The 14,372-nt window shown below is 62.6% G+C and carries 10 protein-coding genes; 5 read left to right on the plus strand and 5 right to left on the minus strand.

Annotated elements, in window-relative coordinates; genetic code table 11:
* Positions 1-228 precede the first annotated feature (228 nt).
* The 4 genes from ACSAGD_RS04825 (at position 229) to ACSAGD_RS04840 (ending at position 5,557) form a co-directional block, all read left to right on the plus strand.
* Positions 229-1,860 (plus strand): peptide ABC transporter substrate-binding protein, encoded by a 1,632-nt coding sequence (locus ACSAGD_RS04825; RefSeq protein ID WP_437584598.1) that lies wholly within the window; start codon positions 229-231, stop codon positions 1,858-1,860.
* A gap of 127 nt (positions 1,861-1,987) precedes the next feature.
* A complete protein-coding gene (locus tag ACSAGD_RS04830; RefSeq protein ID WP_437584599.1) occupies positions 1,988-2,914 on the plus strand; it encodes an ABC transporter permease in 927 nt (308 codons plus the stop codon).
* Positions 2,907-3,845, plus strand: coding sequence for an ABC transporter permease (locus ACSAGD_RS04835; protein ID WP_437584600.1), 939 nt, complete (start codon positions 2,907-2,909; stop codon positions 3,843-3,845). Before ACSAGD_RS04830 ends, ACSAGD_RS04835 begins: the two co-directional genes overlap by 8 nt.
* Positions 3,842-5,557, plus strand: a complete 1,716-nt coding sequence (locus tag ACSAGD_RS04840; protein WP_437584601.1) for a dipeptide ABC transporter ATP-binding protein — start codon at positions 3,842-3,844, stop codon at positions 5,555-5,557. Before ACSAGD_RS04835 ends, ACSAGD_RS04840 begins: the two co-directional genes overlap by 4 nt.
* A gap of 8 nt (positions 5,558-5,565) precedes the next feature.
* On the opposite strand, the gene ACSAGD_RS04845 is transcribed toward ACSAGD_RS04840, so the two are convergent.
* The 5 genes from ACSAGD_RS04845 to ACSAGD_RS04865 form a co-directional block, all read right to left on the minus strand.
* Positions 5,566-6,084 (minus strand): hypothetical protein, encoded by a 519-nt coding sequence (locus ACSAGD_RS04845; RefSeq protein WP_437584602.1) that lies wholly within the window; start codon positions 6,082-6,084, stop codon positions 5,566-5,568.
* Between the two features lie 114 nt (positions 6,085-6,198).
* Positions 6,199-7,911, minus strand: a complete 1,713-nt coding sequence (locus tag ACSAGD_RS04850; protein WP_437584603.1) for an ABC transporter family substrate-binding protein — start codon at positions 7,909-7,911, stop codon at positions 6,199-6,201.
* A 109-nt stretch (positions 7,912-8,020) separates the two neighbouring features.
* Positions 8,021-10,081: an ABC transporter ATP-binding protein gene (locus ACSAGD_RS04855; protein ID WP_437584604.1), complete on the minus strand. Its 2,061-nt coding sequence runs from the start codon at positions 10,079-10,081 to the stop codon at positions 8,021-8,023.
* Entirely contained in the window at positions 10,078-10,998 is a 921-nt protein-coding gene (locus tag ACSAGD_RS04860; protein WP_437584605.1) for an ABC transporter permease, read from the minus strand. Before ACSAGD_RS04860 ends, ACSAGD_RS04855 begins: the two co-directional genes overlap by 4 nt.
* Position 10,999: 1 nt before the next feature.
* Positions 11,000-11,983, minus strand: a complete 984-nt coding sequence (locus ACSAGD_RS04865) for an ABC transporter permease (RefSeq protein ID WP_437584606.1) — start codon at positions 11,981-11,983, stop codon at positions 11,000-11,002.
* Positions 11,984-12,445: 462 nt separating this feature from the next.
* Between ACSAGD_RS04865 and typA the strand changes: the two genes are divergently transcribed.
* Entirely contained in the window at positions 12,446-14,356 is a 1,911-nt protein-coding gene (typA, locus tag ACSAGD_RS04870; protein WP_437584607.1) for a translational GTPase TypA, read from the plus strand.
* Positions 14,357-14,372 lie beyond the last annotated feature (16 nt).

A 14,372-nucleotide genomic window follows, 5' to 3' on the forward strand; every position in this document is an offset into this window, starting at 1 on the left:
GAAGATCCGGTAAGTGGACTGTGTGTCAAACCTTCTTCGCAAATAATTGCATTGCCCGCAATGATCGCGCGTAAACAGGGCAGTTCTTACAAATCGGTTAGTTCCTAGTAACATTCCTGCTGTGCGCGTTGTGCGCTCGTGCGTGTTGCGCCTAGTGTCGTGCTATTACTCTTGCGGCAGCGCGGCCCTACAGGCGTTGCCGCACTTCACCCTTGCACAGGAGGAAAAGTGAGAAGAACGACGTCGCGAACGCGACGCCTGCTCACCGCTACAGCGGTAGCGAGCGTTGCGGCTCTCGCGTTGGCCGGCTGCTCAAACGGCGGCGGCGACACGGGCGATGCATCCGCCGACAACTCGGCGATCATCACCGTCAACGGCAACGAACCCCAGAACCCGCTCATCCCGACGAACACCAACGAAGTCGGCGGCGGTAAGATCCTTGACTCGATCTTCGCCGGACTCATCTACTACGACGTCGACGGTGCAGTGCACAATGAGGTCGCCAAGTCGATTGAGAGTGAGGACAGCAAGGTCTGGGACATCCAGCTCAACGAGGGCTGGAAATTCACGAACGGCGAAGACGTCACAGCAAAGTCCTTCGTCGACGCGTGGAACTACGGTGCGAAGCTCAGCAACGAGCAGCTTTCGTCCTACTTCTTCGAGGACATCGAGGGCTTCAGTTGGGATGAAGACAGCGAGCTGAGTGGCCTCGAGATCATCGACGACTACCACTTCACGGTCACGCTGAAGCACCCGGCTTCTGACTTCGGTCAGCGTCTCGGCTACTCTGCGTTCTACCCGCTGCCCTCGGTCGCGTTCGAGGACATGAAGGCATTCGGGCAGAACCCGATCGGCAACGGGATGTACAAGCTCGCGGGCGACGACGCATGGCAGCACGACGTGCAGATCGACCTCGTGAAGAATGAGGACTACAAGGGCGAGCGCGAGGCGAAGAACGGCGGTCTGACGATCAAGTTCTACGCCAACCAGGACTCCGCTTACTCTGATCTGCTCGCGGATCAGCTCGACGTTCTCGACCAGATTCCGGACTCCGCCTTCGGATCGTACGAGTCGGACCTCGGTGACCGCGCCGTCAACCAGCCTTCGGCGGTCTTCCAGTCGTTCACGATCGGCGAGTTCCTCGATCACTTCAGCGGTGAAGAGGGCAAGCTGCGTCGTCAGGCGCTGTCCATGTCGATCAACCGCGACGAGATCACGGATGTGATCTTCCAGGGCACACGAACTCCCGCCAGCGACTTCACCTCCCCGGTCATCGACGGGTGGAGCGATGATCTCAAGGGCGCCGATGTTCTGAAGTTCGACGAGAAGAAGGCACAGGATCTGTGGGCGCAGGCCGATGAGATCAGCCCCTGGGAGGGCACCTTCACAATCGCTTACAACTCCGACGGTGGACACCAGGCGTGGGTTGATGCGGTGACCAACAGCATCTCCAACGTCCTGGGCATCGACGCGAAGGGCAAGGCATACCCGACGTTCGCGGAGCTCCGCGAAGACGTCACGAACCGCACCATCACGGGCGCGAACCGCAGCGGTTGGCAGGCCGACTACCCGGGTCTGTACAACTTCCTCGGGCCGCTCTACGGAACCGGCGCCGGTTCGAACGACGGTGACTACTCGAGTGAGGAGTTCGACACGCTGATCAAGGAAGGCATCAGCGCGACGGACGACGAGACCGCTAACAAGAAGTTCCAGGAGGCGCAGGAAGTGCTGCTCAAGGACCTTCCGGCGATCCCGCTCTGGTACCAGAACCTTGTCGGTGGGTACTCGACGCTCGTCGACAACGTCGAGTTCGGCTGGAACTCGGTGCCGCTCTACTACAACATCACCAAGAAGGCGTAACCCGCCTTGCGCACGATGGGGTGGCGTAGCTCTCAGCTGCGCCACCCCATCTGCGAGCCGCCCCTCGACTACCCGCGAAACGGTCCCTTCTCTATGACCCACAACAGAACGGCACGGTGAGCGAAACGTGCTCAGATACATCCTGCTCAGACTTCTGCAGGCCGTTCCCGTCTTCTTCGGTACGACCTTCCTCATCTACTTCATGGTCTTCGCCATGCCGGGCGACCCCATCCTGGCGATGTTCGGAGACAAGACTCCGAACCCAGCAGTGCTTGAGGCGCTGCGTCAGCAGTACAACCTGGACAAGCCTTTCATCGTCCAGTACCTCCTCTACATCGCCGACATCTTCCAGGGAAACTTCGGTATCAGCTACTCCGGACGCGATGTCTCGGCGATCCTCGTCAACACCTTCCCGGTGACGTTCAAGCTCGCCGTCATGGCCGTCGCCCTCGAGCTGATCCTTTCGATCACGATCGGTCTTTTCAGCGGCATCCGCAAGGGCAAGTTCTTCGACCACTCGATGCTTGTTCTCAGCCTCGTGCTCATGTCGCTGCCGATCTTCGTCATCGCATTCCTGGCTCAGTTCTTCGTTGCCATCCAATGGGGCTGGGCCAGCCCGACCGTCGGTGCCAACACCGCGTGGTGGAACATGCTTCTTCCCGCCGTCGTCCTCGCGCTGAGTCTGTACGCGACGAGCATGCGTCTCATGCGCGGTTCGACCGTCGAGACCCTCGGCAACGATTTCGTTCGCACCGCATATTCGAAGGGACTCAGTCGTCGACGTGTGATCCCCGTACATGTGCTGCGGAACTCCCTGATCCCCGTCGTCACGAACTCCGCGACGAACTTCGGAATTCTCATCGTCGGTGCGACCGTGACCGAGGGAATCTTCAACATTCCAGGAGTCGGCAACACGCTTTTCCAGGCGATCGTGCGCGGCGAACGCCCGACCGTCGTGTCATTCGTCACCGTCATGGTGATCTTCTACGTTCTCCTGAACATTCTCGTAGACCTGCTCTACGCCGTGCTCGACCCCAGGATCCGTTATGCCTAAGCACATTCCTCACTACGTCGCACCGGTCGACGAAACTCCGGTGGCGGAGATCGACTCCGTCTCGCTTTCAGAGAAGCCAAGCAACATCTGGCGCGACGCGTGGCGTTCCATCAGACGTCGTCCGCTCTTCTACATCTCGGCCGTCATCGCGCTCGTCTTCATCGCGATGGCACTCTTTCCCACGCTGTTCACACAGGTGTCGCCGACGCAGGGTTGCACGCTGAAATACAGCAATGCTGGGCCGCAGGGAGACCACATCTTAGGATTCACACGCCAGGGTTGTGACATCTGGGCTCGCATCGTCTGGGGTGCTCAGACTTCACTTGTCGTCGGTATCGTCTCCACGCTGCTCGGAAGCTTCCTCGGCGTCCTGTTCGGTGTCTTCGCCGGATACTACGGCGGTTGGCTCGACTCGTTCCTCTCGCGGGTCGGCGACATCTTCTTCTCGATTCCCTACATCCTCGCGGCCGTCGTCGTGATGTCCGTGTTCTCCGAGTACCGCAACGTCTGGACCATCTCGCTTGCGATCGGTGGGTTCGCGTGGGCATCCGTTGCGCGCATTCTGCGCTCCGAGGTGCTCAGAGTGAAGCAGCAGGACTACGTCTCCGCCTCGATCTCGCTCGGACGCTCCCGGTTCAGCACCATGATGAGTCACGTTCTTCCGAACTCGCTCACGCCGGTCATCGTCGTGACGACGCTCAACCTCGGCCTCGCCATGGTGGCGGAAGCTACTCTGTCGTTCCTCGGCGTCGGCATGGATTCTTCGGTCATGTCCTGGGGCAACGACATCAGTGACGCTCAGACGACGCTGCGCACCGCGCCGATGGCGCTCATCTACCCCTCGATTGCACTCACCGTCGCCGTTCTCACCTTCATCATGCTCGGTGAGGTTCTGCGCGATGCCCTCGACCCGAAAGCGAGAACGCGATGAACGACGTCACCCCACTTCTCAGCGTTCGCAATCTGACGATCGGATTCTCGACTCAGAGCGGATTCGCCGAGGCGCTCCACGGCGTCTCCTTCGACATCATGCCGGGGGAGACCGTCGCGATCGTCGGAGAGTCGGGCTCCGGCAAATCCACGACCGCGCATGGAATCATCAACCTGCTGCCCGAAAACGGCCGCATTACCGGGGGAGAGGTCCTCTTCGACGGGCGCGATCTCTCGAAGCTCTCGGAGCGCCAGATCGAAGGTGTCCGGGGCCGCGAGATCGGTTTCGTGCCGCAGGACCCGATGTCCAACCTCAACCCAGTCTGGTCCGTTGGCTTTCAGGTGAAAGAGGCTATCCGCGCGAACGGAGTCGCCACGTCGAAGCGCGACGTGGAGAAGCACGCGATCGAGGTGCTCAAGCAGGCCGGGCTCGACGACGCTGAGCGGCGTCTGAAGCAGTTCCCGCATCAGTTCTCCGGGGGCATGCGCCAGCGTGTGCTGATCGGCATCGGCCTCTCCGCGAGCCCGCAGCTTCTCATCGCAGATGAGCCGACCTCCGCGTTGGACGTGACCGTCCAGCGTGTCATTCTCGATAACCTCGCCGAGCTGACGATGCAGAACAACACTGCCGTGCTGTTCATCACGCACGATCTCGGTCTCGCCGCTGAGCGCGCCGAGAAGCTCATCGTGATGTACAAGGGCAACATCGTCGAGTCCGGTGACAGCCGCGAGATTCTGCAGAATCCGCAGCATCCGTACACCAAGCGACTCGTCGCGGCTGCTCCGAGTCTCGCCTCGAAGCGCATTCAAGCAGCAGCTGAACACAAAGCTGTCGACGACATCGGCGGGGAGTACGACCTTGCTCAGGCCGCCGAGGAGCGGGCAGAAGACGTCCAGGAGGCCGCTCCGGCCTCGCGCCCCACGGCAATTGAGGTCACCGACCTCACGAAGGTGTTCAAGATCCGACGCGGCAATTTCCGTTCGGAAGACTTCACCGCGGTCGACAAGGTGAGTTTCTCGGTCGTCAAAGGCACCACGACGGCGCTTGTGGGGGAGTCTGGGTCGGGGAAGTCGACCATCGCGAAGATGGCGCTCGGCCTTGAGACGATCACGAGCGGTCGGATCGCGATCGAGGGCGAGGATCTCGGATCGATGAAACGATCGGGGCTTATGCACCTGCGACGCCGGATGCAGCCGGTATTCCAAGATCCATATGGCTCGCTCGACCCGATGCGCAACATCGGTGACATCATCGGGGAACCGCTGCGCATCCACAAGGTGGGCTCCACGACCGAGCGGCGGGCGCGCGTGCGCGAACTCCTCGATCAGGTCGCGCTGCCGCAGCAGCTCATCAGCCGCTATCCGAACGAGCTCTCGGGCGGCCAGCGTCAGCGCATCGCGATCGCGCGCGCACTTGCTCTGAAGCCCGACATCGTCGTTCTCGACGAGGCAGTATCAGCACTTGACGTGCTCGTTCAGGCGCAGATTCTGCAGCTTCTCGCCGAGCTCCAGTCTGAGCTTGAGCTGACGTACCTCTTCATCACACACGACCTCGCCGTCGTCCGCGTCATCGCAGACAACGTGGTGGTCATGCAGAAGGGGCGCGTGGTCGAGACTGGCACGACGGACGACGTGTTCGGCAACCCGCGCGAGGCATACACGCAGAACCTGCTGGACGCGATTCCCGGAGCGAACATTCCTCTCGGGGTGTAGCCACCGAATCACAGCATGAGGGATGCCGCGATCGCGGCGATCCACACGGCCCCGACGAGGGCGAGCGGCACCAGGTTGTACCGATGCGCCGTCACCGCGTCGGGGTCTGCGCGTCCCTCCCAGTCGCGGCGCACGGCTTCGATCTCGTCGCCGAGGTCGAAGGACTGCGCGAGCCTGCTGCCTGATGGGCGGTGAGGCATCGAGAAGAGCGTGATCTTCCTGCCGTCAGTTGTGCGCACGAGCAGCAGACGACGGGTCTGCACGCTGTCGACGCGCACCCACGGGATGCTCCAGGTGCCGATCGGGCCGACGCACGTGAGCCCCATGCGGTCCGCCGTGAGCTTGGGCAGCACCAGCAGGAGCGCGAGTGCTCCTGTGACCGCCAACGACCACAGGAGCGTGATGAGAGCGATGCCCCAGAAACCGCGAACCGCTGCATCGATCGTCAGGAAGGCGGCGAGAGCGGCGACGATGACAACCATGACGATGTTGAACGATGAGCGATAGGTGATGGAGCGCTGGGCCATCTTCTCATCGTATCGGGGGAGTTCTTCAGGTCGCTGAGAGCAGAACCGCGGCCTTGGACGAACGACGGCGGGGCCGGTGGAAAAACCACCGGCCCCGCCTGTTCGTAAAGGTGCTTACTTCTCCCAGCCGACGTTCTCAACGGGCGTGACGCCGAAGAGGTCGAGGCCCACGTAGGGCTCAGGGGTGAGGTTAGCGAGGCCCTTCTTGGCCGCGGAGATCGAAGGACCGTTGTACAGAGGCATGATTCCCCATGTCTTCGACATGATCTCAGCCTCCATCTTCATGGCCTTCTTCGTCTGCTCCTCGGAGTCCGTGATCGACTCGAGGTCGTCGTGGATCATCTTGTCGATCTCTTCGGTGCCGGTGCCCGAGAGGTTCAGACCGCTGTCGGAGCAGTACATCTGGCAGAACCAGGCTGCACCGAAGGGGTCAGACGAGGTGAAGCGAAGCGACACGATGTCCCAGTTCTTCGACGTGTAGTCCGTCGAGAAGTCCTGGGGCGAACGGGTGTCGATCTTCACCTCGATGCCGACCTTCTTCTCCTGCTGCTGCAGGGCCTTGGCAAGCGCCTCCTGCGTGGGGTCGTCGCTGAAGATCGGGTACGTCACGGTGAACGTCTCGCCGTCCTTCTCACGGATGCCCTCGTCGTTCAGCTTCCAGCCGGCCTCATCGAGAAGCTTGTTGGCCTCGTCGACGTTGAACTCCCAGCCAGCTTCCTTGAGCGAGTTGGAGTAGTTCGGCTGGAACGAGTAGAGAATGAAGGAGCCTGCAGGGTCCTCGGTGTAGTCAAGTCCGTTCCAGGCGATCTTCTTCTGCTGCTCGACGTCGATGGCCATGAAGAAGGCCTTACGAGCGTCGACGTCTTCGAACTGAGGCTTCGACGAGTCAACTTCGATCAGCGTGTTCGCGGTCTGCTGAGCGCGGTAGATCTCGATGCCGTCCATGTCGGAGACCTGAGCCAGGCGGTCCTTGGTGCCAACGCCGACCATGTCGAGCTCGCCGTTCTTGAAGGCGTTGATGGAAGCCGAGGCATCCATGCCCTTGAACGTCACCTTGTCGAGGAGCGGCTTGTCGCCCCACCAGTTGTCATTCGGAACGAAGGTGACCTTCTGGCCCTTCGGGTCGAACTCGTCGATTGTGTACGGGCCCGCGCCCCACTCAGCGTGCGGCTCGTTGATGTAACCCTCGTTGAAGATCTCCGGCGTGTTCACGTGCGGGTTGAGGATGCCGCCGGTGAACGGCATCTGAGGCCAGGCGAACTTTCCGTCGAACGTCACGACGACGTCCTTGTCGGTCTCGCCCTTCTCGACGGACTTGATCTCCTTGTATCCGTCCGTGGCGTTGGGCTGATAGCCCTCGTCGTACGAACGGTTGGCCTTCCACGTGGTTTCGAACGCGGTCCAGTCGATCGGAGAACCGTCGTTCCAAACGGCCTTCTCATTGATCGTTCCGTGGATCACCGTGTTCTCGCCCTCGTCGTCGATCTCCCACGACTCGAGGTAGTTCGGGTTGGGCTTGACGGTTCCATCAGGGTCCATCAGGAAGAGCTGAGGCGTGTACCACGCGGCAAGGCGTGCGGTGTCAGCGCTGCCGTCTCCGTGGAACGCGTTCATCTGCGGCGTGATCTCGTTGATCCCGAACCGCACCTCGCCGCCCTGCTTCAGATTCTCTCGGGGCTGCGGATTGTAGTCCGCCTGCTGGACCTCGGTCGAGCCCTTTTCTTTGTTGGCGCTTCCGCCATCGTCGCCCGACGCACAGCCGCTCATGACGAGTGCGAGGGCTCCACTGATGGCGACGATGCCCATCAGCTTCTGGTGCCTTTTCATGGTACTCCTTTGTTGCCTTTCGGCTCTTTCAGGGATGACGGCAGAATAACCCCGGTTAATGACCTTTCACAGGAATTCCGCCGACGTGCGTCAAACTGTTCTGCAACCGTTATCGGAAGTGGCACGCGTTGACGTGCGTGCCCTCCTCGCCAGTGAGCGGAGGAACTTCCGTCTCACAGCGCAGCTTCCCCTCGGGGGTGAGCGTCTGATAGAGCGGGCAGCGTGAGACGAACGCGCAGCCCTGTCGCTCCTCGGTCGGGCTGGGCAGGTCGCCCTTGAGGACGATCCGCTCTCGCGTGCGCTCGATGTCCGGATCCGGAATGGGAATCGCCGAGAGCAGTGCCTGCGTGTAGGGGTGCTGAGGGTTGTCGAAGACCGCGTCAACATCACCGTGCTCCACGAACGAGCCGAGATACATGACGGCGACGCGGTCCGCGATGTGGCGGACGACGGAGAGATCGTGCGCCACGAACAGATAGGAGAGCCCGAGCTTGACCTTGAGCTCGTCCAGCAGGTTGATGACCCCTGCCTGGATGGAGACGTCAAGCGCCGACACGGGCTCGTCGAGAACCACGATCTTGGGGTTGGTCGCGAGTGCTCGGGCGATTCCGATGCGCTGGCGCTGACCGCCGGAGAACGCGGAGGGGAAGCGGCTGCTGTGCGTTGGGTCGAGGCCGACGAGGTCCATCAGCTCGTCAACGCGCGCATCCGTCTCCTGACGTGATGTCCCGATCGCACGGAGAGGCTCCGCGATGACGTCGGCGACGGTCATGCGCGGGTCGAGCGCACCCATTGGATCCTGGAAGACGATCTGGATATCACGGCGAATCTTGCGCTCCGCGCGGGCGCCGCGGATCTCGGAGACTTTGGTGTCGCCGATCGTGATCTCACCGTCGGTCTGCGACACGAGGTCCATGATCTGCAGGAGCGTCGTGGTCTTACCGCATCCCGATTCACCCACGATGGCCATCGTCTCGCCCTCGCGGATGTCGAAGGAGATATTGCGCACCGCGTGGACATCGCCGACGCGACGCTTCAGGAAGGCCCCCTTGAGCAGTGGGAAGGTCTTCGACATGTTCTGCACGTCGAGAGTGGTCGTGCGCTCCTCGCGTGGAATCCGCTCGAGGTTGCTCGTGTGCGCCGGCGGCACGGGGTAGACGGGCTCACCGTCGATTTTCGCGTCATCGGTGATGTTGTCCGCGCGGATGCACGCCACACGGTGCTCTCCGCCGGTTCCCGTGTCGATCTGCCGCAGTTCGGGCTCTCCCTTGAGGCAGGCTTCCACTGCGATGGGGCAACGCGGTGCGAACGGGCAGGCGTCGGGCAGGTTGACCAGGAGCGGCGGGTTTCCCTTGATCGGAACCAGGGGCTCCTTCTCGGCCTTGTCCACGCGCGGAATAGCGCCGAGGAGGCCGATCGAGTACGGCATCCGTGTCTTGTGGAAGAGCTCGCCGACCGGTGCCTGCTCGACGGGCTTGCCCGCGTACATCACCAGCACATCGTCGGCGGTCTTCGCGACGACGCCCATGTCGTGCGTGATCATGACGACAGCGGCGCCGGTCTCACGCTGAGCGGTCCCGATGAGGTCGAGGATCTGCGCTTGGATCGTGACGTCGAGGGCGGTCGTCGGCTCGTCGGCGATGATGAGCTTCGGCTTGTTCGCCATCGCGATCGCGATGACGACGCGCTGACGCATTCCGCCGGAGAACTCATGCGGGAACGACCGCATGCGGCGCTCGGGCGAGGGGATGCCCACGAGCTGGAGCAGCTCGATGCCGCGCTGCCACGCGTCGCGCTTCGACATCCGGCGGTGGGTCGTGAGGGCCTCCACCAGCTGGTCTCCGATGGTGAAGACCGGGGTGAGTGAGGTCAGGGGATCCTGGAAGATCATCGCGAGGCCGTTGCCGCGGATCGCCGACATCTGCTTGTCGTTCTTGCCGATGAGCTCCTGGCCGTCGAACATGATCGACCCGGTGACCTTCGCGTTCTCGTCGAGAAGGCCCATGATCGCGAGCGACGTGACGGACTTGCCCGAGCCGGACTCGCCGACGATGCCGAGTGTGCGCCCCGGTTCGAGGTCGAAGCTGACGCCGCGGACGGCGTCGACTGTTCCGGCCTCCGAGGCGAAGCTGACGCGGAGGTCGCGAACGGAGAGAAGTGCGTCGGTCATGCCTGGCCTCCTGCCGCAGACGTGGGATCGAGAGCGTCGCGCAGGCCGTCGGCCACGAGCGCCATCGAGACGGTCAGGAGCGTCAGCGCTCCCGCCGGGAAGTAGAACAGCCACGGCGCGCTCGTGATCGTGTTCGCACCGTTTCCGATGAGCGAGCCGAGTGAGACGTCGGGGATCTTGACACCGAAGCCGAGGAACGAGAGGCCCGTCTCGGCCATGACCGCAGCGACGACGCCGAGCGTGAAGTTGATCACGAGGAGCGAGCCGATGTTCGGAAGCATGTGTCGAACCACGATCTTCATGCCGGAGACGCCCATGTAGCGCGCGGCGTTCACATAGTCGCTCTCGCGGAGGGGCAGCGCCATCGTCCAGATCACACGGGCGGGGAAGAACCACCCGACGAAGATCAGGATGAGGGAGATGATCCTCCAGTCGCCACCCGCGTCGTTCGAGACGAGCGCGAGCACGAGGAAGGTCGGGACGACCATGAGGAAGTGGATGATCGCGAGGATGACTCGCTCGGTGAAGCCGCGGAAGTACGCGGCCGCTGTGCCGACGATGGCGGAGATCACCGTGGTGCCGACCGAGACCGAGACAGCGATCATCAGTGAGCGCTGCAGTCCGACGGCGACCTGCGCGAAGGTGTCGTTGCCCGCGCTGGTCGTTCCGAACCAGTGCTCGGCGGAGGGGCCGGTGCTGAGGTTGAGGAAGTCGAGTTCGATGTGGTCGTACTTCGCGATGAACGGCGCGATGATCGCGAACAGCACCATCAGAATGAAGATGATGATGCCGGCGACCGCGGGCTTGTTCCGCATGAAGCGGCGCGTGTAGAGCTGCCACAGCGACATCCGCTTGCGCGGGAGTCGAGCGGCCGTGGTCTCCGGGCCGACCGGGGGTTGGATCTGATCGAGGGACATGTCAGCTCACCCTCACTCTCGGGTCGAGTGCGACGACGACGATGTCGGAGAGGATGGCGCCGATCGCCGTCAGAAGTGCACCGAACGCGGCGATAGCCACAGTTCCGTGGATGTCGTTCTTGGAGATGGTGTCGACGAAGTAGCGGCCCATTCCGTTCCATCCGAAGATCGTCTCCGTCAGGATCGCTCCGGTGAACACCGTCGGAATCGTGAAGGCGACCTGCGTGGCCACGGGGATGAGCGAGGTGCGGAGAGCGTGGCGGCGAATGGCCTGCTGCTTCGTGAGTCCTTTCGCGCGCGCTGTGCGGACGTAATCGGCGTTGATGTTGTCAAGCAGAAGCGAGCGCTGCAGGAAATGGTATTGCGAGTAGCCGATCAGCACGAGTGCGAGTGTCGGGAGCGTGATGTGCTGCAGCTTGTCGATGAGCACGGGGAAGAAGCCAGTTACATCGTCGTTGCCGGCTCCTGTCACATAGAAGACGCGGACTCCGACAAGGTCGTTGAACCAGATGGCCAGGAGAACGATGCCGAGAGCCGCGACGACGATGTTGATGTTCATCGTGATGATCGACGTCGCCTGACCGATACGGTCCGCGAGCTTGTACTGGCGGGATGCCGTGTAGACGCCGATTGCGACACCCAGGATCGTCGTGAGAATCGTCGCACCGAGCACGAGCTCCGCACTGATCCAGATGCGATACGCCACCTGTGCGTTGACAGAATCGCCAACCGCACTCACGCCCCAGTCCCAGTGGAAGATGATTCCGCTGAACCAGTTCCACCAGCGCTGCACCAGAGGAACAGTGTCGCTCAGGTTGCGAGGTTCGAGGAGCTGCGTGATTTCGTCGGGGCTCAGGGGAGGGCGACGACCGATGTAATTGCTGCGCGGATCGAGGAATGCCCACGCCAGAAAATACGTGATGTTGGTCGCGAGCGCGATCATGAGCAACCAACCCGCGGTCCGGCGGAGCAGGTACTTGATCAAGACGGTTAACTTTCTCTCTGACGGGCGCCGTGGTCGGCGAACGACACAACGCTGGGTCGAACTGTTATTCAATCACCTGGACTGTCCATGTGCGAGAAGCCCGGGCTCCCTGTCGTGTGCAACCGCAGCTCGTCGTCACCCAGGTGAGGACCGGCGACAGCCGCGGCGACTTCGACACAGTATCACCGAATCTTTTCCGGGCAAGAACGCCACAGCACGCAGGAAAGTCGCTTGTTATGAAGAAACGTCGAATTATTTGAGCCTTGGCTGTGCGGCATCCGAGCGTTCAGCTTGCGCGGAGATTCGCGGGATCATAGGGGTAGAATGGATCGTCGGGCGATCATGCCCGCATTCTCATTTCCATCAGCGCCACGACCACCAGGTCTCCGCCGTCCGGTTCTCCCGTCGACGCGGATCCGCACGGGCGCACCGACCGCACACTCTGCAGGACAGGACACAGCTATGGCGATCGCCACGCGTGAAACCCTCCGAAACGTTGCCATCGTGGCGCACGTCGACCACGGCAAGACCACCCTCGTCGACGCGATGCTTCGCCAGACGGGGTCGTTCTCCGACCACGAGCACGTTGACGACCGCGCAATGGACTCCAACGAGCTCGAGCGTGAGAAGGGCATCACGATCCTCGCCAAGAATACGGCGATCTCGTACAACGGCGAGCACGCCGTCCACGGCCCCGTCACGATCAACGTGATCGACACCCCGGGCCACGCCGACTTCGGTGGCGAGGTGGAGCGAGGACTGTCGATGGTCGACGGCGTCGTTCTCCTGGTCGACGCGAGCGAGGGGCCGCTTCCTCAGACCCGCTTCGTGCTCCGCAAGGCGCTGGAGGCTCAGCTTCCGGTCATCCTGCTGGTCAACAAGACCGACCGCGGCGATGCCCGCATCGACGACGTCGTGGCCGAGAGCCAGGACCTCCTCCTCGGCCTCGCGAGCGACATCGCGGAGGACCAGCCGGACCTCGACATCGACGCTGTTCTCGATGTCCCCGTCGTATACGCCTCGGGCAAGGCCGGACGCGCCTCGCTCGACAAGCCCGCAGACGGAACACTGCCCGACAACGAGAACCTCGAGCCGCTGTTCGAGGCGATCCTCGAGCACATCCCTGCGCCGACATACGATGATGAGCACCCGCTGCAGGCGCACGTCACGAACCTCGACGCATCCCCGTTCCTCGGTCGTCTCGCGCTTCTGCGCGTGTTCCACGGCACGATCAACAAGGGGCAGACGGTCGCGTGGGCGCGCCGTGACGGCTCCGTCTCCAACGTCCGCATCACCGAGCTCCTGATGACGAAGGCCCTCGACCGTTACCCGGCGGAGAGCGCGGGCCCCGGTGACATCGTGGCCGTCGCCGGATTCCCCGACATCATGATCGGCGAGACTCTGTGCGACCCGGATGATGTCCGTCCGCTCCCGACGATCCACATCGACGACCCGGCGATCTCGATGACCATCGGAACCAATACGTCGCCCCTCATGGGCAAGGTCAAGGGGCACAAGCTCACGGCCCGCATGGTCAAGGACCGTCTCGACCGGGAGCTCGTCGGCAACGTCTCGCTCAAGGTTCTCGACATCGGGCAGCCCGATGCGTGGGAGGTCCAGGGGCGCGGCGAACTCGCGCTGGCCATTCTCGTGGAGCAGATGCGCCGCGAGGGCTTTGAGCTCACGGTCGGCAAGCCCCAGGTCGTCACGCGGACGGTCGACGGCAAGGTCCACGAGCCCTATGAGGAGCTCACGATCGACGCGCCCGAGGAGTACCTCGGTGCGATCACGCAGCTGCTCGCTGCCCGCAAGGGCCGCATGGAGGGCATGCAGAACCACGGCACCGGATGGATCCGTATGGAGTTCATCGTGCCGAGCCGCGGCCTCATCGGATTCCGCTCGGAGTTCATGACGACGACCCGTGGAACGGGCATCGCCAACTCGATCTCGCACGGTTACGACGAGTGGGCGGGCCCGATCAGCACCCGCAGCAACGGATCGATCGTCGCCGACCGCTCCGGCGTGGTCACCCCCTTCGCGATCATCAACCTGCAGGAGCGCATGACGTTCTTCGTCAACCCGACGGAGGAGGTGTACGAGGGCATGGTGATCGGCGAGAACTCGCGAGCTGACGACATGGACGTCAACATCACGAAGGAGAAGAAGCTCACCAACATGCGCTCGTCCACGGCGGACAGCTTCGAGTCGATGACGCCGTCGCGGCAGCTGTCGCTTGAGGAGTGCCTCGAGTTCGCCCGCGAGGACGAGTGCGTGGAGGTGACGCCGGACGCCGTGCGCATCCGCAAGGTCGTGCTCGACGCTCACGAGCGTGGGCGCGCCACGGCGCGTCTGAAGCGTCAGATGGAGAACTGAGAACCGCTCGGCGAAT

The sequence above is a fragment of the Paramicrobacterium salitolerans genome, assembly GCF_051513965.1.
Taxonomy (GTDB): Bacteria; Actinomycetota; Actinomycetes; order Actinomycetales; family Microbacteriaceae; genus Paramicrobacterium.